This is a genomic window from Actinacidiphila guanduensis (assembly GCF_900103985.1).
Classification (GTDB): Bacteria; Actinomycetota; Actinomycetes; order Streptomycetales; family Streptomycetaceae; genus Actinacidiphila; species Actinacidiphila guanduensis.
Map to the genome: position 1 here is coordinate 403,147 of NZ_FNIE01000006.1, position 20,322 is coordinate 423,468.

A 20,322-nucleotide genomic window follows, 5' to 3' on the forward strand; every position below is an offset into this window, starting at 1 on the left:
GCGCGCAGTTCCGCCCCCAGAGCTTCGCCTGGGGGTACCCCCAGCGCCCCTGCGGGCTACCGCCGTAGACAGTTCCGCCTCATCCCGGCCGCAGGCCGGCGCCCAGTGCCCCCGTGGGGCCCGGCGGGCCCGGGGGGCGCCGGGGTGGGCGCCTCCGGGGCGGGGCCGGGTTACTTGACCGAGCCGGTGGCCGGGGCGGGCTGCTGGGCCTCGGTGGCCGTCACGACGTCGGTCGGGGTGATGGCCTCGGGAGTCGGGGTGGCGCTCGCGGTCGTGGTGCCGCCGGCCGGCGTGTCGTCGTTCTTCATCGCCTTGGCCTCGGACTTCAGGATGCGCATCGACTTGCCGAGCCCGCGCGCGGCCTCCGGCAGCTTCTTGGAACCGAAGAGCACGATGACGACGATCGCCACCACGATCAGGTGCCAGGGCTCCAGCCCGTTTCGCAACATGGGACCATCCTCATTTCTCAGGCCGAACTCAACGCTTCGACTGTCGCATTGTCACCCGCGAGGCCGCGTCGGCGGCAACCCGGGTACTCAAAGCATGCGCAAAAAGCTCGTGAACGGGAAGACCCTCCCACCGTGCCGATCACACGAAGGGGCGCCGGAGGTGGCCCTCCGGCGCCCCGGGTGAGATGCCTCACGTGTCCCGTGTCAGGCCTGCATCTCCACGGGAACGGCGTCCAGCGCCTCCTGGATCGCGGCCATGAGCCGCCTCGCCGAGTCGGCGGTGAGCTCCACCGCCACCCGGGCGGCGGGGCCCTTCTCCGGGGCGGCGAAGTCGATGTTCAGGGTGTGTTCGGCCATCGCGTGGAAGGGGTGGTCGAAGTAGACGGTGATGTCGGTGACGTGGAACCAGGAGCCGCCCGGGCCCTTGGCGCTGCCGTCGACGGTGTCGCGGACCGTGGTGTAGGTGCACATGGTCAGCTCCCCAGGTGCTCGCCGTAGAAGGCCTCGATCCGCTCCCAGCCGTCGTTCGCCGCGGCCACGTTGTAGCTGGGCCGGTCCACGGCGAAGAAGGCGTGGCCGGCGCCCTCGTAGGAGTGGAACTCGAAGGGCGTGTCCTGCTCGGTGAGGATGCGGCGGAACTCGTCGACCTGCTCCGGGCTCGGGTACTGGTCCTCGGCGCCGAACAGGCCGAGCACCGGCGCCTTCAGGCCCGGCAGGCGGTCCACGAGGTTGGTGACCTTCAGCGGGAAGCCCTCGGGGACGGTGCCGGTGACGAAGGCGCCGTAGCAGTCGACGACCGCGTCCACGTCGAGGGCGGTGCCGGACAGCACGGACTGGCGGCCGCCGGAGCAGTAGCCGATGGTGCCGACCTTGCCGTTGGAGGTGGGCAGCGCCCGCAGGTAGGCGGCGGCGCCGGCGACGTCGCCGATCAGGCGCTCGTCGGGCACGCCGCCCTGCGCGCGGGCGACCGCGGCGGCGTCGTCGGGCGCGGCACCGGGCGCCTCGCGGAAGTACAGGTTGGGGCAGATGGCGTCGTAGCCGAGTTCGGCGAACCGGCGGGTGATCTCCTTGGTGGCCCGGTCGTACCCCGGCATGTGGTGGATGACGACGACTCCGCCGCGTGCGGCGTCGCCCTCGGGCTGGGCGATGTACGCCTCGATCTCGTCGCCGCCGTGCCCGGCGATGGTGATCGTGGTGGCGGTCATTGATCCGGAAGGGGATGCGCTCATGAGCCTCAGCTATACCATAAGCCTGGACTGATCAGTTTATACTGAAGATCATGTCATCCACGGGAGAGCAGCGCGCACAAGGCCCCGCACCGGCCCCGGACCCCGCCGGGGGCGCCGCCCGCCTCGGCACTGACCTGCGGGCCGCGCTGGGCCCCCTGGTGCGGCGGCTGCGGCAGTACCGGCCCGGCGGCGAGCTGACGCTGTCCCAGACGTCCGCGCTGGTGCTGCTGGACCGCGAGGGCCCGGCGACCGCCTCGGAGCTGGCGGCGCGCGAGGGCATCAGGCCGCAGTCGATGTGCACGATCGTCGGCGTGCTCGCGGAGCGCGGCCTGGTGGAGCGCACGCAGGACCCGGCGGACGGCCGGCGGATCGTGGTGGCGCTGAGCGCGGCCGGCCGCGCGGGGCTGCACGGCGCCCGGCAGGAGCGGGCGCGGCGGCTGACGGCCGCCATCGCCGAGGAGCTGACCGAGCAGGAGCAGGAGCAACTGGCGGCGGCGATCCCGCTGCTGGAGAGGATCACCCGCCGTGTCTGAGCAGCCCGCGCGGTCCGCAGGCGCCCACCCGGCCGCCGCCGACGGCGCCCCCGGCGGGCAGGGCCGGCCCGACCGCTACAAGTGGCTCGCGCTGTCCAACACCAGCCTCGGCATGTTCATGGCCATGGTGGACGCCTCGATCGTGATCATCTCGATGCCGGCGATCTTCCGCGGCATCCACCTGGACCCCTTCGCGCCGGGCAACATCACGTACCTGCTGTGGATGATCATGGGCTACCTGCTGGTCACCGCGGTGCTGGTGGTCTCGCTCGGGCGGCTCGGCGACATCGTCGGGCGGGTGCGCATCTACAACCTGGGCTTCGTGGTCTTCACCCTCGCCTCGGTGGCGCTGTCCTTCGACCCCTTCCACGGGGTGCACGGCGCCCTGTGGCTGATCGGCTGGCGGATCGTGCAGGCGCTGGGCGGCGCGATGCTGATGTCCAACTCCGCCGCGATCCTCACCGACGCCTTCCCCGCCCACCAGCGCGGCATGGCGCTGGGCGTCAACCAGATCTCCGCGCTGTCCGGGCAGTTCATCGGCCTGGTGCTCGGCGGCCTGCTGTCCGCCTGGGACTGGCGGGCGGTGTTCTGGGTGAACGTCCCCGTCGGCGTCTTCGGCACCATCTGGGCCTACCGCTCGCTGCGCGAGATCTCCGCCCGCAACCCCGCCCGGATCGACTGGTGGGGCAACCTCACCTTCGCCCTGGGCTGCGGCCTGATCCTGGTCTCCATCACCTACGGCATCCAGCCCTACGGCGGTCACACCATGGGCTGGACCAGCCCCAAGGTGCTCGCCGGCCTGATCGGCGGCGCGGTGCTGCTGGTGGTGTTCGGCTTCGTGGAGACCCGGGTGCGGCAGCCGATGTTCAACCTCGGGCTGTTCCGCAACCGGCACTTCGCCGCGGGCAACGCGGCCGCGCTGCTCGCCTCGGTGGCCCGCGGCGGCCTGCAGTTCATGCTGATCATCTGGCTGCAGGGCATCTGGCTGCCGCTGCACGGCTACGACTACGCCGACGCGCCGCTGTGGGCCGGCATCTTCCTGCTGCCGCTGACCGCGGGCTTCCTGCTCGCCGGGCCCGTCTCGGGCACGCTGTCCGACCGGTTCGGGGTGCGCTGGTTCACCACCGGTGGGCTGGTGCTGTTCGGCCTGAGCTTCGTCGGGCTGCTCCTGCTGCCGATCGACTTCCCCTACTGGGCGTTCGCCCTGCTGGTGCTGCTCAACGGCATGGGCTCGGGCATGTTCTCCGCGCCCAACACCTCGGCGATCATGAGCAGCGTGCCCGCCGCCAACCGCGGTGCCGCCTCCGGGATGCGCTCGACGTTCCAGAACTCGGGCACCTCGCTGTCCATCGGGGTGTTCTTCTCGCTGCTCATCATCGGCCTGGCCGACCGGCTGCCGGGCACCTTGGAGTCCGGGCTGCGCGCCCAGGGCGTCCCCGCGGGCGTCGCGCACCACGCGGCCACCCTGCCGCCGGTCTCCACCGTCTTCTCCGCCTTCCTCGGCGTGAACCCGGTGGAGACCCTGCTCAAGCCGTCCGGCACGCTGCCCACCCTGCCCGCGCACAACCGGGCGGTGCTCACCGGCAAGGAGTTCTTCCCCGATCTGATCTCCTCGCCCTTCCACCACGGCCTGGTGATCGTCTTCGCCACGGCGGCGGTCATGTCGCTGCTGGCCGCCACCGCCTCCGCGCTGCGCGGCGTCCCCACCCCGCCGGCCGAGGACGCGGGGCGCTGAATCCCCCGAACCGGCCGCGCAGGAGCGGCGGTTGCTACGGCTCCAGCGGCGGCACCGGGAGCGCGGCCAGCCGGTCGGGGTCGGCGAGGATCGTGATGGTGGTGATCCGGCCGTCCCTGATCGTGAAGGACATCACCGACACCGGGGTGCCGCCGGCCACACCGAGCAGCCCCTCCGTGCCGCCGACCAGCACCCGGCGCGCGGTGACGGTCTCGGCCAGCGTGCGGAAGAGCATCGCCTGGCGGGCGACCTCGCCAGAGCCGCGGACGACCCGCGAGGAGCCGAGCCCGCGGGTGCCGGCGTCCGCCCGCAGCACCACGTCCGGGTCGAGGACGGCCATCAGCGCCTCGAAGTCGCCGCCGCGGGCCGCGGCGAGGAAGGCGTCCACCGCAGCGCGCTGGCGGGCCGCGTCCCGGTCCGGCTCGGTGCCCGACTCCTGCACCCGGCGCCGCGCCCGGCTCGCCAGCTGCCGGGCGGCGCTCGGGCTGCGGCCGACGACGGGCGCGATGTCGTCGAAGGGCACGCCGAACATGTCGTGCAGCACGAAGGCGACCCGCTCGGCCGGGCCGAGGGTGTCCAGGACCACCAGCAGGGCCAGGCCCACCGCGTCGGCGAGCACCGCCTGCTCCTCGGGGCCCGTGGCCGCGGGCGCGGTCAGCAGCGGGTCGGGCACGTGGATCTCCAGCGGCTCCTCGCGGCGCTGCCCGCGGGCCCGCAGCATCGACAGGCAGATCCGGGCGGTGACCGTGGTCAGCCAGCCGCCCAGGTTGCCGATGCCCTCCGCGCCGGTGCGGTCCAGGCGCAGCCACGCCTCCTGGACGGCGTCCTCGGCCTCGCTCACCGAGCCGAGCATCCGGTAGCCGACCGCCCGCAGGTGCCCGCGGTGCTCCTCGAACCGCGCCGCCAGGGATTCCACGTCGTCACTCGTCATGGGGATCACCCTCCTCTGACGCAGCGGCGGACGCGAATGTGACGGCCGCACGGGGACGTTGTGCAGGACGGTGGAGCGCTGCGGCGGGGTTGCGCGGGCGCGTCGGCGGGACTGCGGCGGGGATTCGGCGCTTCGGCGGGACTGCGCCGGGACTGCCGGGGGCTCAGGCCGTCACCGGCTCGCTCCGCCGGACCCCGTAGGCGCGGGCGGCCAGCGCGGCGGTGCGGGTGACCGTCATCGCCACCGCCATGAGCACCAGCCCGTCGGTGATGGCGTCGCCGGTGACCGCGTGGCGCACCATCCAGCGGCCGAGCTGCGCGGAGAACCAGTGCTCGGAGCCGTAGGAGAACGCCGTGCGGGCGCCGGCCACCGCCACCCACAGGGCCGCGTACCCGAGGCCGGCCCGGCTGACCGGGCGGCCGGTGCGCGGGCTGCGGTAGACGTGGGTGAGGCCGGCCGCCGCCAGGCCGCAGGCGATCCCGGCGAGGGTGCCGCCGACCTCGATGCGCAGGCCGTCGCCCTGGGTGACCAGGGCCTTGGCGAAGAGGGGAACGATCGTCCCGGCGAGCACCACCGGCCGCAGCAGGCGGAAGGGGCCGATCTTGCGGTGCGGGCCGAGGTCGGCCTCCAGGACCGCGAAGAGCACGGCGACGTTGATCACCAGGGCCTGGGTGAGCGTGGACATGAGCGGTTCCCTCACGGGTCGGGGACGCGGCCGGGGCCGGCCGGGCCGTCTCGCCCGGCTCGCACAGCGTCCGGCCGCGGGGGGTGCCGGGGCGCCGTAGCAGGGGGCGACTTCCGGGGTGACCCGCCGGCGGCCCCTCACCCCGCCGCCGGGCGTCCTCACCCCGGGCCGTCACCCCTGGCGGGGCCCGTCGTGCCGGGCGGATCACCCCGCGCCTCACCCCGCGGTGTGACGCCCGCCTCCGGCCCCGCTCCGTAGCGTCGTCGGAGCCGGGACCCCACGGGGACCGGCGGCCGGGCCGCGGATCGGGGCCCGGCCGAAAGACCCCGGTGGCAGCCCGTGCGGGGCCCGCCGCAGACCCCGGTCGAACCCCGTCCCACCCCGTCGAACCCCCGTCGAACCCCGTAGAAGGAGGAGGACGCCATGCTGGAAGTCCTGGCCGTGATCGCGATCGTGGCGTACGTGATCGGCCGCCAGCTGCTCGGGGAGTCGCTGCGCGGGAAGCGGGTGGTCGTGCTGCCGCTGGTGCTCACCGTCGTGGGGCTGACCCGGCTCGGCAGCAGCGGCCACCCGGTGCGGCCGCTGGACGTCGCCTTCCTCGCCGCGGGGGCGCTGGTCGCCGCCGCCATCGGCGCCGGGCAGGGCGCGATGATGCGGCTGGAGGCGCGCGAGGGCGGCCTGTGGGGACGGATGCCGGTCCGCGGGCTGCTGCTGTGGGTCGCGCTGGTCGCCGTCCGCTTGCTCAGCACGCTGCTGGCCGGCGCCATGGGCGCGCACGTCGCCGCATCCAGCGCGCCCATCGTGTTCCTGCTCGGCGTCAACCGGCTCGGGCAGGCCGCCGCCATCACCTACCGGGCGTGGAGCGCGGGCATCCCCTTCGCCCGCGAGAAGGACGGCTCGGTCTTCCTGGCCGACCGCCTCTCCCCCGGCACGGCGAACACGGCGAACCCTTCGGGCACTTCGCACCCGCGCCCTTCGAACCTGTCGGGCCTCTCGGGTGTCCGCGGCCGCCGCGGCGGTCTTCTGGACGGGCTCCTCGACGGCGTGCGCAACGGGACGCAGAACGGCCCCCTGGGCACCTCTCCGCGCGGCCGCGACCGCGGGACGGACCGCCGCCGCGGCTCCCGGCGGTTCCGGTGACAGGCCCGGCCACGTACGGGCTGCGCCGGGTCGGACGCGCGGTTGTCCACAGGCCGGCCGGAGCGACCGCGCCCCGGCCGGCGCCGCGGGGCTATCGTGCTCTCGTGCTCCAGGCGGTCTCGTGGCTGGTCCGGTCGTGCGCGTACGTCGTGATCGGGATCGACGTCTTCGCGGGCGGCCCGCTCGGTCCTGTCGCGCTGCCGGTGACCACGGCGGCGTACGCCCTGTGCGGCCTGCTGCTGGCCGTGTGGGGGCTGCTGGACCTGCGGCGGCAGCGGTCCGGCGCGGTGGCCGGGGAGGTCACCAGGACCGCGGTGCTCGGCGGCATCGCCGTGGTCTCCGCGGTGGTGGCCGTGCAGCCGGGGCTCACCTCGCTGGCCGCGCTCGGCACGATCGCCGTCCTGGAGATGGCCGTGCACTCCCGGCGGGCGGCCGCCTGGGCGGTGTACGGGATCGCGGCGGCGGCCTCGCTGGTCGCCTCGGCCGTGGTCGGCGCCGACACCGCGACGCTGCTCGGGGTGCCGCTGCTGCTCGTCGCCGGCCTGCTGGTGGGCCTGAACCGGCGGGCGTACCGGGCGCAGGCCGAGCAGAGCGCCGTCCTGCTCGCCCAGGCCGAGCAGCTGCGGGCCGAGCAGCGCCGCGGCGCGGTGCTGGACGAGCGGGCCAGGCTCGCCCGGGAGATCCACGACGTGCTCGCGCACTCGCTGGGCGCCCTGGGCATCCAGATCCAGGCCGCCCGCGCCCTGCTGACGGACCATCAGGACACCGGCCGGGCGGTGGAGGTACTCACCGTCGCCCAGCGGATGGCCTCCGACGGCCTGGCCGAGACCCGCCGCGCGGTGCACGCGTTGCGATCCGACACCCCGCCCCTGACCGAGGAGTTGACGCGGATGGCCGCCATCCACGAGCAGCGGCACGGCGGCACCGTGCGGCTCACCGTCGCCGGCGAGCCGCTGCCGCTGCCGCCGGACCAGGCGCTCGCCCTGGTCCGCACCGCCCAGGAGTCGCTGACCAACGCCGCCAAGCACGCGCCCCGGCGCCCGGTGGCCGTCGGCCTGGAGTACGGCGAGGAGACCGTGACCCTGACCCTCGCCAACCCGCTCGCCGACGGGGCGCCCCCGCCCGGGGCCGCCTTCGCCACGGTCGACGGCGGCTACGGCCTGACCGGCATGCGCGAGCGGCTGCTGCTGCTCGGCGGCACCCTGACCGCGGGCGCCTCCGGCGGCACCTGGACGGTGACCGCGAGCGTGCCGGCGAACGGGCGGCCCACCGCGTGAACACGAGCGAGGAGGGGGCCGCGGGCGGCGGCGAGCCCGCGCTGCGGGTGGTGGTCGCGGACGACCAGGCCGCCGTGCGCGAGGGGCTGGTGCTGCTGCTCGACCTGCTGCCCGGTATCGACGTGGTGGGCTCGGCGGCCGACGGGCGGCAGGCGCTGGAGGTCGTCGCCGAGCAGCGGCCCGACGCCATCCTGCTGGACCTGCACATGCCGGTGATGGACGGCATCGAGGCCACCCGCCGGCTGACCGCCGAGCACCCGCAGGTGGCGGTGGTGGTGCTCACCACGTACGCCGACGACCGCTCGGTGCTGGAGACGCTGCGGGCCGGCGCGCGCAGCTACCTGACCAAGGACGCCGACCGGCTGCACATCGCCCAGACACTGCGCAGCGCCGTCTCGGGCCTGACGGTGCTGCATCCGCAGGTGCAGGCCGCGCTGCTGGCCGCGGCCGCCGAGGGCCCGGCGGGCGGCCGGGAGCCGGAGCCGGCGGCGGCCGACCGGCCGGGGCCGCCCCGGCGCGAGGAGCTGCCCGACGGGCTGACCCCGCGCGAGGCCGAGATCCTCGCGCTGATCGCCCGCGGCCGCAACAACGCCGAGATCGCCGCCGAGCTCTACTTGAGCGCGAACACCGTGAAGACCCACATCAACCGGGTCTTCGCGAAGACGGGTTCACGCGACCGCGCGGCCGCCGCCCGCTACGCGCGCGAGCACGGCCTCGACTAGCGGCAGGGCGCGTCAGGGCGATGCAGACCGACGCGGGCCGACGCAGACCGACGCGGGCCGACGCGCATCAGCAGCGACCCGGCGCCGGTTGACGCCGCCCGTGCCGGCTGAGGATCGCGGCGCGGTTCCGGACACGCCGAAGGGGCGGTCCCGGCAGTGGGAGCCGCCCCTTCGGGCCTTGCCTGCGGCGGGGCCGCGCCCCTCAGCGGGCGCGCCGCCGCATGAAGCCGAGGCCCATGGTGAGCAGCCCCAGCAAGCACGCGGCACCGCCGGTGAAGCAGTTGTTCCAGATCGTGTCGTGGGTGTTGGCGTTCCCCGTCACCACCCATGGCGCGATGATGGTCCAGATGCCGATCGCCACGGCCACCCAGCCGAGGCCGTGGGTGCGCTCCAGGACAGAGCCGTAGCCCATGGCCAGTACGGCCAGCGCAAGGCCGACCACCAGGTTGCTCACACGCAGGCTGGCGATGTTGTCGAAACCCACCACCCACGGGGAGATCGCCAGCCACAGGCCGGTGAGCAGGCACAGTCCTTCGATCACGCCCGCGAACGGCTTGTCGGAGACCTCCGCGTACCGGGCCCGCAGCCCCATGATGTCCGGGTGCTGGTCGATGGCGGAGTGCGTCGACGGAGAAGTCGGCGAATGAGTCGAATCGGTGGCCATCTAAGCCACCTCCCTTTCGCATGTGCAGTCGCTTCTTACGCCGGATGTCCTTCGGTTCTCCATTCCGAAGCTGCCGCATCCTTACTCAGCGTAAAACCGCTGACCGCCTTGGTGCCACCCGAAGCGGGACGTTTTGTCCAGGTGCGCGCATCCGTTCAGGTGGCGGCGGGCGCCTGCGAGGCCGGCAGGGCTTCCGCGGGGGCCTTCTCGGCGGCGTCCAGCAGCGCGGCCGCGGCCTCGCGGGCGAAGGAGGACGCGGTCGGGTCGTGGTCCATCCGGCCGGAGAAGGTGACGCCGTCGTAGAGCAGGTGCAGCTTGCGGGCGAGGCCGGCCGGGTCGGCGACCCCGCAGTCGGCGGCGAGTTCGGTCAACAGCGCGCGGATCCGGCCGCGGTAGACGGCGGTGACCTCCTCGGCGGTGCTGCCGTGCGGCGCCTCGGAGCAGGCGGCCATGAACGCGCAGCCGTTGTAGCCGGGGTCGGTGATCTGCTCGCCCTGGGCGTCGAAGACGCCGAGCAGCCGCTCGCGCGGCGTGCGGAAACGGGTCAGCGCGCGGTCGATGCGGGCGAGGTTGTTGTCGCGGCGCAGCTCCAGGTAGGCGCGGACCAGCCCGTCCTTGTTGCCGAAGCTGTTGTAGAGCGACGCCTTGGCGACGCCGGCGCGCTCGATGACCCGGTCGATACCGGTCGACTGCACGCCCTCGGCGTAGAAGAGTTCGTTGGCCGCCGCCAGCAGGCGCTCACGCGCGGACGGTTTGGCCGCAGACTTCGGCATCATCGTCGATCCCTCTCAGACAGGTCTGTCTATCGTACGGCTGTCCTCTCGACGGCGCCCGCCGGGGGCCAGGGTCTCCCGGCGGGCGCCGTCGAGAGGACCGTCCACGAGCACTCGGGACCGTCCGGGAAACGTCAGCTCTCCTGGACAGCCTGCGGGGTGCGGCGGCCGAGCAGCAGCGCGGCCAGGGCGCCGGCGGCCAGCACCACGACCGCCGCGCTGTACTCGCGGGCGGTGTCCAGCAGCCCGCCGCCGTGCACCACCAGCACGCCGCCGATCACGGCCGGCAGGCCCATGCCGAGGTAGGAGACGACGTAGAGCAAGGAGAGCACGCCGGCCCGCTCGTGCGGCTCGGCCAGCGGCACGACCAGCCGGATGCCGCCCTGGAAGCCGGCGCCGAAGCCGAAGCCGGCCACCGCGCTGCCGATCAGGAAGAGCGTCTCGGGACCGGTGCCGCCGCCCCCGGAGCCGATCGCCAGCACGGTGAGGCCGACGCCGACGATCAGGGCGGCCACGCCCACCACCATGACGGTGCGCGAGGCGACCTGGCGCAGCAGCGGCACCGACAGGGCGGCCGGCAGCGCGAGGACGAACAGCGGCAGACCGCCGTAGACCACGGAGTCGGAGTGGGCGAGGCCGTCGATCAGGGCCGGGCCGAGCGAGCCGTAGAAGCCGGCCAGGGCCCACACCGAGAAGAGCACCGGCACGGCGACGGCGACGGCCCCCCGGGTGGCCTTGGGCAGCTTGATCTCGGGCACCATGCTGGCCAGCGCGCCCGGCTTGCGGGTCACCGTCTCGCGCAGCACGAGCACACCGAGGGCCTGGACCACGAATATCGCCAGCAGGGCGTAGTAGACGAAGTGGGTGGGCGCGGGCAGGTAGCGCACGACCAGGCCCGAGACCAGGGCGCCGGTGGCGGTGCCGATCGGCGGGGCGAAGGAGTTGGCGAGCGCGCCCTTGGCCCGGTCGATGTCGAGCAGGCCCGCGCCGATGGCGCCGAGCGCGGCGCCGGTGGACACGCCCTGCACCACGCGGCCGGTCATCAGCAGGGCGACGCTGCCCGCGTTGGCGAAGACCACCATGGCGACCACCTGGCCGGCCAGGCCCACCAGCAGCATCGGGCGGCGGCCGACGTGGTCGGAGATCTTGCCGAAGATCAGCAGGGCGACCAGCACCATCAGGGCGTAGACGCCGAAGACGACGGTGGTGGTGATCGGCGAGAAGCCCCATTCGCGCTGGTAGACCGCGTAGAGCGGGGTGGGGGCGCTGGAGGCGGCGAGCAGGGTGACGACGATCGAGGCGAGCAGCGCCATGGCCGCGCCGGGACCGAGCCCGCGCCGCCCGGCGGCCGCGCCGGCGCCCGCCGGACCGGTGGCGGCCTCTTTCGGGCTCGGCCTTCGGCGGGTGGCGTCAGTGGTCTGTGCGACGGACATGGCATGCTCCCCTGGGACGGATGTGTGGTGCGAGCATCTACATTAGACAGACCTGTCTGTTCAAGTCAACCGGTGGTTTGCCGCGCCCCCTACGGGTGAGCCGTGGGGTGTCCGCTTCCCGGGCCCGTACGGCGGTGGTACGGTCCCGGGCCACCGCCCGGAGCGGGCCCGCGCGGCCCGCGCCGGAGAACGTCCGGAGCAGGAGGGCAGCCGTGTCAGCAGCCGCGAAGGGAGCCCGGGCCGCAGCGGGGACCCCGGGCAGGAAGCCGGGCGGGAAGCCGGCGGCCAGTTCGGGCAACAGTTCGGGCACCAGCTCGGGCCGGGCGGGCAAGGACCCGCTCGGCACGTACCGGCGCAAGCGGGACTTCGCCCGTACCGCCGAGCCGAGCGGGGACGAGGCGCCGGGCGCCGACGGGGCGGGGACGCCCTCGTACGTGATCCAGATCCACGACGCCAGCAGCCTCCACTTCGACTTCCGGCTGGAGGTCGACGGCGTCCTGAAGTCCTGGGCGGTGCCCAAGGGCCCCTCGGACGACCCGCACGACAAGCGCCTCGCGATGCCGACCGAGGACCACCCCATGGCCTACCGCGACTTCGAGGGCGTCATCGAGGCGGGCGAGTACGGCGGCGGCACGGTGATCGTCTGGGACGCCGGGCGCTACCGCAACGCCAGCACCGACCGCTCGGGCCGCGAGATCCCCTTCGCCGAGGCGCTGCGCCGCGGCCACGCCTCCTTCCGGCTGTTCGACGGCAAGCTGCACGGGCGATGGTCGCTCACCCGGTTCCGCAAGGGCGAGGGCGAGCCGGACGAGAGCGGGCACGCCAAGGGCGAGGCGTGGCTGCTGGTGAGGTCCGAGGAGCGCGGGCCCGCGCGGCGGGCGGGCGGCGCCGGCCGGGCCGGCGGCAGCCGCGCCCCGGCCGCACCGGCGCGCCGCCGCGGCACCCCCGACCCGGGCCGGGCCCGCTCGATCAGGACCGGCCGCACCCTGCGCCAGGTGGCCCGCGCGGGCGGCCCCGTCTGGCACTCGGACCGATGAGGGCGGCCGGCGCGGTGCCGGGAGGACGGTCGTGAGCCCCCGGCTGGCCGCCGTACCGCGGGAGTTGCTGCGGCCCGCCCCCGCGGACCGGGCGGACGTGGCCGTACGGCCGATGCTCGCCACCCTCAGCGACCGGCGCGACTTCGACGACCGCTGGCTGTTCGAGCGCAAGCTGGACGGGGTGCGGGTGCTGGCCGTGCGGGACGCGAGCGGGGTACGGCTGCTCTCGCGCACCGGGCGCTCCATCGGCGCGACCTACCCCGAGGTCGTCGAGGCGCTTGCCGCGCAGGACTGCGCGGACTTCACGGTCGACGGCGAGGTCGTCGCCCTGCGGGACGGGCGCACCGACTTCGGGCTGCTCCAGCAGCGGCTCGGCCTCACCGACCCGCGGGCGGTACGGGCCAGCCCCGTCGCCGTCCACTACTACGTCTTCGACGTCCTCGCGCTGGCCGGCTGGGACACCACGCGGCTGCCGCTGCGCACCCGCAAGTCACTGCTGCGCGACGCCCTCGGCTTCGAGGACCCGCTGCGCTGGACCCCGCACCGCAACCACCCGCGCGACCGCCCTGACGCCGATCTGCTCGCCGACGCGTGCGGGCGCGGCTGGGAGGGCCTGATCGCGAAGCGGGCCGACGCCACCTACCAGCAGCGGCGGTCGCGGGACTGGCTCAAGCTCAAGTGCGCGGCCGGGCAGGAGTTCGTGATCGGCGGGTTCACCGAGCCGGCCGGCTCGCGGATCGGCTTCGGGGCGCTGCTGCTCGGCTACTACGCCGCGGGACAGCTGCGCTACGCCGGGAAGGTGGGCACCGGCTACAGCCAGGCGGTGCTCAGGGAGCTGCGCTCCCGGCTGGACGGGCTCACCCGTGACACCTCGCCCTTCGCGGACCGGGTCCGCGAGCCGCGCCCCCACTGGGTGAACCCCTCCCTGGTGGCCCAGGTCGCCTTCGGCGAGTGGACCCGCGACGGCTTGCTCCGCCACCCCCGCTTCCTGGGCCTCCGCGACGACAAACCCCCCACCGAGATCACCCGCGAGACGGTCCCCTGAGCAGGCGGGGTTCCGGTCCCCGCCGTGGGGGTTCCTGTCTCGTCGCCGCCTGCCGCCCGCATTTGGGCTTGTCGCGCAGTTCCTCCCCCAGAGCTTCGCCTGGGGGTACCCCCAGCGCCCCCAAGAACGGCGACCCGCCGTAGGGGTTTCCGCGTGTTCCCGGCTGCAGGCCGGTGGCCTGCTGGGCGCGCAGTTCCCCGCGCCCCTATACAGCTTGCCCTTGGCGCGCACGGCGAGGCCGTACCACCCAGGGGCGCGGGGAACTGCGCGCCCAGGCATCGACCGGCCTGTGGCCGGGGCGGCGGAGTGGGGGCAGACGCGTAGCCGAAGGGGCGCGGGGAACTGCGCGAGCAACCCACCACCGGGGCGCGGACGGGGACGGCAGGGTGGGGGCAGACGCGTGCCCGAAAGGGGCGCTGGGGGTACCCCCAGGCGATGCCCTGGGGGAGGAACTGCGCGACCAGCCATACGCCGGGCGGCAGGCGGCGACGAAACGGGAACCCAGGCGGCGGGAAGCCGCCCCGTAACACCCCAAAAATCAAGTTGCTTGGGCGAAGCAAGTAATATAAGTTGCCGTAGGCAAGCAAATAGGGTGACGAAGGAGGCGGGAGCGACAGTGCCCAACACGCAGGAGCGCACCCCGCAACCGGCGGAATCCACGGGGCCGCACACGCGAGAACGCACCCCGGAACCCCCGCAACCGGCGGAGCCCACCGCTCGGGCCATCGGGGACGAAATCAACAGGCTCATCCGCCTCGCCGCCGCCTGGAAGCAGCGGGTGAAGGACGAGAGCTGGGGCGACCGCGTCCTGCTCGGGCGGCTCGCCGAGAGCGGGCCGCGCCGGGCCACCGACCTCGCCGCCGACACGCTGCTGGACCTGTCCACGGTGAGCCGCCAGATCCGCTCCCTGGTCGAGCGCGGGCTCGTGGAGCGCCGACCGGACCCCGAGGACGGCCGTGGCGCCCTGCTCTCGCCGACCGCCCTCGGCCTCGCCGCCGTGGAGCGCTACCGCGCCCAGCGCGACCGGATGCTCGCCGAGGCCCTGGCCGCCTGGCCCGCCGAGGACCGGCACGCCCTCGTCCGGCTGCTCGGCCGGTTCAACGACGACTTCGCCGAGCAGCGCGTCCGCGCCGTGTGCGGGGTGCCCCCGAACGGGGCGCACGGACCGCACCCGCCCGAGGACACCCGTCCGCTTCCGCACCACCGCAGGGCCCGCACGCCGGGTCAGACCCAGGAGAACCCCTAAGTGAGCACCAGCAGCCGGACCCAACCCGCGTCCGGGCCGGAATCGGGCCCGGGCGGCAGCGCCTCCGCCGGGGACGAGACCGCACCCGGCGGCCTGACCCACCGCCAGATCCTGACCATCCTCAGCGGCCTGATGCTCGGCATGTTCCTGGCCGCGCTCGACCAGACCATCGTCAGCACCGCGATCCGGACCATAGCCGACGACCTGCACGGCCTGAACCAGCAGGCATGGACCACCACGGCGTACCTGATCACCTCGACGATCGCCACCCCGCTGTACGGCAAGCTCTCCGACATCTACGGGCGCAAGCCGTTCTTCCTCGCGGCGATCAGCATCTTCGTCGTCGGCTCGATCATGTGCACCTTCTCCACCTCGATGGTGGAGCTGGCCGTCTTCCGCGCCTTCCAGGGCATCGGCGCCGGCGGTCTGATGTCGCTGGCCCTGGCGATCATCGGCGACATCGTGCCGCCCCGCCAACGGGCCCGTTACCAGGGCTACATCCTCGCCGTCTTCGCCACCTCCAGCGTCGCCGGGCCGCTCGTCGGCGGCTTCCTCGCCGGGCAGTCCAGCGTGCTGGGCATCGCCGGCTGGCGCTGGGTGTTCCTGGTCAACGTGCCGATCGGCATCATCGCGCTCTTCGTCGTCGCCCGCGTGCTCAACGTCCCGCACAGCCGGCGCGAGCACCGGATCGACTGGTGGGGCGCGGTGACGATCGTGCTGGGCGTGGTGCCGCTGCTGCTCGTCGCCGAGCAGGGCGAGTCGTGGGGCTGGCTGTCGGCCGCGGCCGTCTCCTGCTATGTCATCGGCGTCCTCGGCGTCATCGCCTGGGTGCTGGTGGAGAAGCGGATGGGTGACGAGGCGCTGATCCCGATGCGGCTGTTCAGCAACAACGTCTTCAGCCGCACCAGTCTGCTCAGCCTGATCGTCGGCATGGTGATGTTCGGCGGGCTGCTGATGATCCCGCAGTACCTGCAGATCGTGAAGGGCGCGAGCCCCACCAAGTCCGGTCTGCTGATGCTGCCGCTGATGCTCGGCATGATGGTCGCCTCGATCGCCACCGGCCAGGTCACCTCGCGCACCGGGCGGTACAAGATCTTCCCCGTCATCGGCACCGCGCTGATGTGCGTGACGATGCTGCTCTTCCACTACCAGGTGCAGTGGAACACCCCGCTGCCCAAGACCATGGTCTTCATGGCGCTGATGGGCGTCGGCCTCGGCTTCACCATGCAGACGCTGGTGCTGTCGGTGCAGAACGCGGTGCCGCCGCAGGACATGGGTACGGCGACCGCCTCGGCGACGTTCTTCCGGCAGCTCGGCGGTACGGCCGGCACCGCGATCTTCCTGTCGGTGCTCTTCAGCACGGTGGGCGGCAAGATCACCACGGCGCTGGGGAAGGCCCAGTCGGACCCGGCGTTCCAGGCGGCGCGCAGGGCGCACCCGCACGCGATCTCGCCGGACAGCGCGAAGAGCGTGATCAGCGACTCGTCGTTCCTGCAGAAGCTGGATCCGGCGCTGGCCGCGCCCTTCAAGCAGGGGTTCGCCTCGTCGATGCACTTGGTCTTCATCATCGTGGCCGGGGTCGCGGCGCTGGCGTTCCTGCTGATGCTGACCATCAAGGAGGTGCCGCTGCGCAGGCTTTCGGGGGCGCAGGCCAGGGCGCAGGCCGAGGCACAGGCCCAGGCGGAGCTTTAAGTTTTTACGGTGCGGCTGCCCGCCGCGGGGGTTCGCCCCGCGTGCCGGGTGCCGCACCGTCTGGGTTTCTCGCGCAGTTCCTCCCCCGGAGCTTCGGCTGGGGGTGCCCCAGCGCCCCTTGGGGCGTTGGGTGTCAGAGGCGGCTTTGGATGAAGGCGGCCAGGCGGGTGGTGCCCTCTTCGATTTGGGTGGGGTCGAGGTAGCTGGAGGAGAGGCGGAGGCGGTGGGTGCCGCCGGGGCCCGCGAAGAAGTGGCGCATCGGGGTCCACAGGACGCCGAACTCGCGGGCGGAGACCTCCAGGAGGTCCTCGTCGGCGTCGAAGGGGACGTCCATCATCAGGAAGAAGCCGCCGTCGGGCGCGTGCCAGTCGATGCCGGCGCGGCGGCGCAGCGACCGGGGGAAGTGCCGTTCGAGCGCGCGCCGCAGCACCGCGAGGTTGTGCTGGTAGAACGCGGCTTTGCGGGCGGCCGGTTCGCGCAGGGAGCCGCCGTTCTCGACGAGGATGCCGCCGATGACGGCCTGGCTGATCGGCGAGGTGTTGACGGTCACCATGCTCTTGATCGCGGTGAGTTCGTCGGCCAGCAGCCGGGTGCCGCCGTCGGCGTCGCGGACCTGCTGGTCGGCGACGACGAAGCCCACCCGGGCGCCGGGCATGCACACCTTGGCGTAGGTGCCGAGGTAGACCACCCGGGCGGAGCGGTCCAGCAGCTTGAGGGTGGGCAGTTCGCTGCCGGGGGCGGCGGTGAAGCCGTAGGGGTTGTCCTCCAGGAGCAGCAGGTCCTGCTCCTCGGCGAGGGCGAGCAGCGCCTTGCGGGCGGGCAGGTCCATCCGGGCGCCGGAGGGGTTCGCGAAGTCGGGCACCAGGTAGAAGGAGCGCGGGCGCCCGCCCCCGGCCCGTATCTCCGCGCAGAGCGCGGCGAGCCGGTCGAGGTCGAGGGTCCCTTCCGACTGGTCGACCGTGCGTACGGTGATGCCGAGCAGCTTGGCCGCGCCCATCACCCCCACGTAGCAGGGCTCGGGGACGATCAGCACGTCGTCGGGCCCGGCGTGCAGGGCGCGCAGGGTGATGAACATCGCCTCCTGGCAGCCGACCGTGACGACCACCGCCTCGGGGGCGGCCATGATGCCCTCGTCCAGGCGGAGTTGGCGGGCGACCAGCGCGTTGATCTGGCCGGCGGCGGCCCCGTAGCGGTAGAGCCGGCGCTCCGGCTCGCCCTCGGGCAGGCCGGCGGTGCGGCGGAGGTGGTCCAGGTAGGTGGCGATGTGCCGGCCGGCGTCCACGTCGGCGAGGAAGCTGTCGTGCGGGGCGCCGGGGGCGAAGGAGATGGCGCCGGGGAAGCGGCCCATCACTTCGTTGAGGAAGTTCATGGAGGTCAGCACGGGGTCGCCGACGGCCGCGTGGAGTTCGGCGCGGTCCAGGACGACCGGGGAGCCGGTGGCCGGGAAGCCGGTGACGTCCGTGGTGCGCGCGGGCGTTGTTGCGGTGGTTGTCGCGGTGGTCATCGTCAGTCCACCGCCCGGCGCTTGCGGCTGAGCCAGGTGCGCTCGATGTTCGCCAGCACGTCCCGGCTGTAGAGGCGCTTGGCCTGTTCCAGGGCGAACTCAGCCATGTAGGCGCGGAATTGGTCCACCGGTTCCTCCACGAGGTTGATCATCCGCCGGTTGGGCACCACGCACGGGTCGTCCAGGGCCTCGACGGCACCGGCGACGGTCTTGTCCATCAGTTCGGGCGCCACGATGTCGTCGCAGATCAGCCGGGCGGCGGGGTCGTCGGCCTCGATCCGGCGGCCGCCGAGGACGACCTGGCGGGCCGGGCGCGGGCCGATGATCCGGCCGAGCCGCAGGTTGGCGGCGCCCGGCACGATGCCCTCCTGCAGCGCGGGCAGGCTGAAGTGGACACCGGTGTCGGCGATCACCCGGTCGAAGGCGAGCAGCAGCTGCATCCCGCCACCGATGGCGTGGCCGTCCACGGCGGCGATCCAGGGCTTCTCCACCACGCCGTCGGCGCTGAGCGGTTCGGCCCCCTCGGGCCAGCGGATGCCGCGGATCAGCTTGTGGATGTAGCTCAGTTCGCGGCGGATGAGGAAGTCCACGAAGGAGATCCGGCCGTGGTAGAGCTTGGTGAGGTTGATGCCGGAGCTGAAGACGCGGCGGCCGGCGTAGCGGGGGTGGTCCATGACGCCGCCGCGGACGACGCCGACGTGCACCTGCTCGTCCATGAGGGCGAGGTCGACGGCGGTCTCCAGGTCCTCGGCGAGGGTGTCGTCCTCGGCGTTGAGGTAGCGGGTGTTGGTGACGGTCAGGTGGGCGGCGCCGCCCTCGCGGGCCAGGTGCACGGTGCCGAGGTCGAGCACCCCGGTACGGCGGAAGGCCGGCAGTGCGGCCAGCGCCCGCACGGTGGGCGCCAGCATGGCGTCCAGGATGCGGCCGCCGGCGACGGGCGAACGCAGCATCCCCCACAGCAGGATGCCCTGGTCGACCTCGTAACCGTCCTTGCCGGACTGGGAGTTGGCGCGCTCGGCGGCGAGCCGTTCGGGGCCGGGGGCGAGACCGGGCACCAGCTCCGCCGCCAGCGGGGCCAGCTGCTCGATCCGGGCCGACTGCCGCCCGTCGTCGGTGAGTTCGCGGTGCAGCCGCTCGCCGTGCACCCGCATGAAGGCCATCCGGGCGGTGCGGCCGGCGGTCAGGTGCCGCTCGGCGGCCGCCTGCTGCTCCGAGCCGCGGTCGGGGCGGGCGGGAAGGGCGTCCACGCGTTCCTGGTGGCGGGCGAGGTGGGCGCGCAGGGCAGCGGTGTCCGCGTCGAAGACCCCGTTCAGCCGGAGGGGCCCGGCCGCGGTGCGGGGCGGGGTGTGGCCGCTGGCCGCCATGATGTTCTCCCTCAGTTGCTCTGCCAGGTCTCTGGGCATGGCCGGCGCCTCACGAGGCCGCGGCCGTCAGGCGCAGCGCGCGGTCACAGGCGGCCAGGTGCGGGCCGAGGGCGTCCTCGAAGCTGATCGAGGAGGCGTCCATCAGCAGCCGGCGGCGGACGGCGACGTCGTGCGCGCGGGGGCCGGTCAGGCCGTCGAGCGCGGCGGCCAGCGCGGCCTCGACGTCGTCGGAGACCTCGTCCACCAGCCGCAGCTCCAGCGCCTGCCAGGCGGACAGCTCGCCGCCGAACAGCGCGATCCGGCGGGCCCGGCCGACGCCGATCTGCTGGGCCAGCCGGTAGAGCGCCATGCCGGGCCAGGTGGTCCCGCCGGCGGTGGCCAACCGCAGCTGCAACCCGGTGCCCGCGATCCGGTAGTCGGTGGCGAGCAGGACATCGGCGGCCAGGCCGAAGCAGTCGCCGGTGAGGGTGGCCACGGTGGCGGTGGGCAGCTGCTCCAGCCGGCGCAGCGCCCGCTCCCACTTGTTGACCAGGTGGACGGCGGGGTAGTGCGGGGCGGCCGGGCCGGCGTCGAGCGGCCGGCGGCCGGTCAGCCGGATCAGCAGGGCGCCGCCGTCGGGCGCGTCCTCGGCCCGCCCGCACGCCTCGGTGACGGTGCGGACGAGTTCGGGGGTGAGCGGGTCGGCGCCGTCGATCGCCAGCGTGAGGTGGGCCCGCGCGGGGGCGATCTGAATCTGGGGAGCCATCACAAGTACCGTCCTGTCGCGAGGTGTCCGGGAAGGAGTGGATGCCGGGGCGTGCGGGCGCCGGGGGTGCCGAGGGGACGAAGGGGGACGCAGGGGGACGCGGGGGGGATACGAAGGG

General features: G+C 73.8%; 20 protein-coding genes. 9 read left to right on the forward strand and 11 right to left on the reverse strand.

The genetic code is table 11. The annotated features are described in order from the left end of the window. Positions 1 to 170: 170 nt before the first annotated feature. The 3 genes from tatA to BLR33_RS15950 all read right to left on the reverse strand — a co-directional run bounded on the left by tatA (position 171) and on the right by BLR33_RS15950 (position 1,678). Entirely contained in the window at positions 171 to 449 is a 279-nt protein-coding gene (gene tatA, locus BLR33_RS15940; RefSeq protein WP_093785108.1) for a Sec-independent protein translocase subunit TatA, read from the reverse strand. Between the two features lie 204 nt (positions 450 to 653). Next, positions 654 to 920, reverse strand: a complete 267-nt coding sequence (locus tag BLR33_RS15945; RefSeq protein WP_093785109.1) for a DUF6295 family protein — start codon at positions 918 to 920, stop codon at positions 654 to 656. Between the two features lie 2 nt (positions 921 to 922). Continuing rightward, entirely contained in the window at positions 923 to 1,678 is a 756-nt protein-coding gene (locus tag BLR33_RS15950; RefSeq protein ID WP_093785110.1) for a dienelactone hydrolase family protein, read from the reverse strand. Between the two features lie 50 nt (positions 1,679 to 1,728). Here BLR33_RS15950 and BLR33_RS15955 point away from each other — a divergent pair, with 50 nt between their 5' ends. Together BLR33_RS15955 and BLR33_RS15960 are read left to right on the forward strand one after the other, a co-directional pair. Beyond that, positions 1,729 to 2,211 carry a MarR family winged helix-turn-helix transcriptional regulator gene (locus BLR33_RS15955; RefSeq protein ID WP_093785111.1) on the forward strand — a complete coding sequence of 161 codons (483 nt, stop codon included), beginning with the start codon at positions 1,729 to 1,731 and terminating at the stop codon, positions 2,209 to 2,211. A gap of 112 nt (positions 2,212 to 2,323) precedes the next feature. Continuing rightward, complete coding sequence (locus tag BLR33_RS15960; RefSeq protein ID WP_093785216.1) at positions 2,324 to 3,946, forward strand: MFS transporter; 1,623 nt, start codon at positions 2,324 to 2,326, stop codon at positions 3,944 to 3,946. A 34-nt stretch (positions 3,947 to 3,980) separates the two neighbouring features. Here BLR33_RS15960 and BLR33_RS15965 read toward each other — a convergent pair whose 3' ends face one another. Both BLR33_RS15965 and BLR33_RS15970 read right to left on the reverse strand, forming a co-directional pair. Next, complete coding sequence (locus BLR33_RS15965) at positions 3,981 to 4,877, reverse strand: sigma-70 family RNA polymerase sigma factor (RefSeq protein ID WP_093785112.1); 897 nt, start codon at positions 4,875 to 4,877, stop codon at positions 3,981 to 3,983. Between the two features lie 163 nt (positions 4,878 to 5,040). Beyond that, complete coding sequence (locus tag BLR33_RS15970; protein ID WP_093785113.1) at positions 5,041 to 5,562, reverse strand: hypothetical protein; 522 nt, start codon at positions 5,560 to 5,562, stop codon at positions 5,041 to 5,043. Positions 5,563 to 5,985: 423 nt separating this feature from the next. Here BLR33_RS15970 and BLR33_RS15975 point away from each other — a divergent pair, with 423 nt between their 5' ends. The 3 genes from BLR33_RS15975 to BLR33_RS15985 all read left to right on the forward strand — a co-directional run bounded on the left by BLR33_RS15975 (position 5,986) and on the right by BLR33_RS15985 (position 8,701). Continuing rightward, entirely contained in the window at positions 5,986 to 6,702 is a 717-nt protein-coding gene (locus BLR33_RS15975) for a hypothetical protein (RefSeq protein WP_093785114.1), read from the forward strand. A 104-nt stretch (positions 6,703 to 6,806) separates the two neighbouring features. Then, positions 6,807 to 7,979 (forward strand): sensor histidine kinase, encoded by a 1,173-nt coding sequence (locus BLR33_RS15980; protein WP_093785115.1) that lies wholly within the window; start codon positions 6,807 to 6,809, stop codon positions 7,977 to 7,979. Beyond that, positions 7,976 to 8,701: a response regulator transcription factor gene (locus BLR33_RS15985; protein ID WP_245771428.1), complete on the forward strand. Its 726-nt coding sequence runs from the start codon at positions 7,976 to 7,978 to the stop codon at positions 8,699 to 8,701. The genes BLR33_RS15980 and BLR33_RS15985 overlap by 4 nt, the downstream gene beginning before the upstream one ends. Before the next feature lie 202 nt (positions 8,702 to 8,903). Here BLR33_RS15985 and BLR33_RS15990 read toward each other — a convergent pair whose 3' ends face one another. The 3 genes from BLR33_RS15990 to BLR33_RS16000 form a co-directional block, all read right to left on the reverse strand. After that, a complete protein-coding gene (locus BLR33_RS15990) occupies positions 8,904 to 9,365 on the reverse strand; it encodes an SPW repeat protein (RefSeq protein ID WP_176930279.1) in 462 nt (153 codons plus the stop codon). A 155-nt stretch (positions 9,366 to 9,520) separates the two neighbouring features. Then, entirely contained in the window at positions 9,521 to 10,141 is a 621-nt protein-coding gene (locus BLR33_RS15995; protein ID WP_093785116.1) for a TetR/AcrR family transcriptional regulator, read from the reverse strand. A gap of 131 nt (positions 10,142 to 10,272) precedes the next feature. Beyond that, a complete protein-coding gene (locus BLR33_RS16000) occupies positions 10,273 to 11,571 on the reverse strand; it encodes an MFS transporter (protein ID WP_176930280.1) in 1,299 nt (432 codons plus the stop codon). A 212-nt stretch (positions 11,572 to 11,783) separates the two neighbouring features. Between BLR33_RS16000 and BLR33_RS16005 the strand changes: the two genes are divergently transcribed. The 4 genes from BLR33_RS16005 (at position 11,784) to BLR33_RS16020 (ending at position 16,591) form a co-directional block, all read left to right on the forward strand. Next, on the forward strand, positions 11,784 to 12,608 hold the full coding sequence (locus BLR33_RS16005) for a DNA polymerase ligase N-terminal domain-containing protein (RefSeq protein ID WP_245771429.1): 825 nt from the start codon (positions 11,784 to 11,786) through the stop codon (positions 12,606 to 12,608). 31 nt (positions 12,609 to 12,639) lie between these two features. After that, complete coding sequence (gene ligD / locus BLR33_RS16010; protein ID WP_407639685.1) at positions 12,640 to 13,653, forward strand: non-homologous end-joining DNA ligase; 1,014 nt, start codon at positions 12,640 to 12,642, stop codon at positions 13,651 to 13,653. 616 nt (positions 13,654 to 14,269) lie between these two features. Next, complete coding sequence (locus BLR33_RS16015; RefSeq protein WP_245771430.1) at positions 14,270 to 14,899, forward strand: MarR family winged helix-turn-helix transcriptional regulator; 630 nt, start codon at positions 14,270 to 14,272, stop codon at positions 14,897 to 14,899. Further along, positions 14,900 to 16,591, forward strand: coding sequence for an MDR family MFS transporter (locus BLR33_RS16020; RefSeq protein ID WP_107408887.1), 1,692 nt, complete (start codon positions 14,900 to 14,902; stop codon positions 16,589 to 16,591). A gap of 133 nt (positions 16,592 to 16,724) precedes the next feature. On the opposite strand, the gene BLR33_RS16025 is transcribed toward BLR33_RS16020, so the two are convergent. The 3 genes from BLR33_RS16025 to dpgB are packed head-to-tail and all read right to left on the reverse strand — an operon-like array spanning position 16,725 to position 20,204. Beyond that, complete coding sequence (locus tag BLR33_RS16025; RefSeq protein ID WP_093785118.1) at positions 16,725 to 18,095, reverse strand: aminotransferase-like domain-containing protein; 1,371 nt, start codon at positions 18,093 to 18,095, stop codon at positions 16,725 to 16,727. 2 nt (positions 18,096 to 18,097) lie between these two features. Then, entirely contained in the window at positions 18,098 to 19,498 is a 1,401-nt protein-coding gene (gene dpgC / locus BLR33_RS16030) for a (3,5-dihydroxyphenyl)acetyl-CoA 1,2-dioxygenase DpgC (protein ID WP_245771431.1), read from the reverse strand. Positions 19,499 to 19,508: 10 nt separating this feature from the next. Next, entirely contained in the window at positions 19,509 to 20,204 is a 696-nt protein-coding gene (gene dpgB, locus BLR33_RS16035) for an enoyl-CoA-hydratase DpgB (protein ID WP_245771432.1), read from the reverse strand. Positions 20,205 to 20,322: the final 118 nt, after the last annotated feature.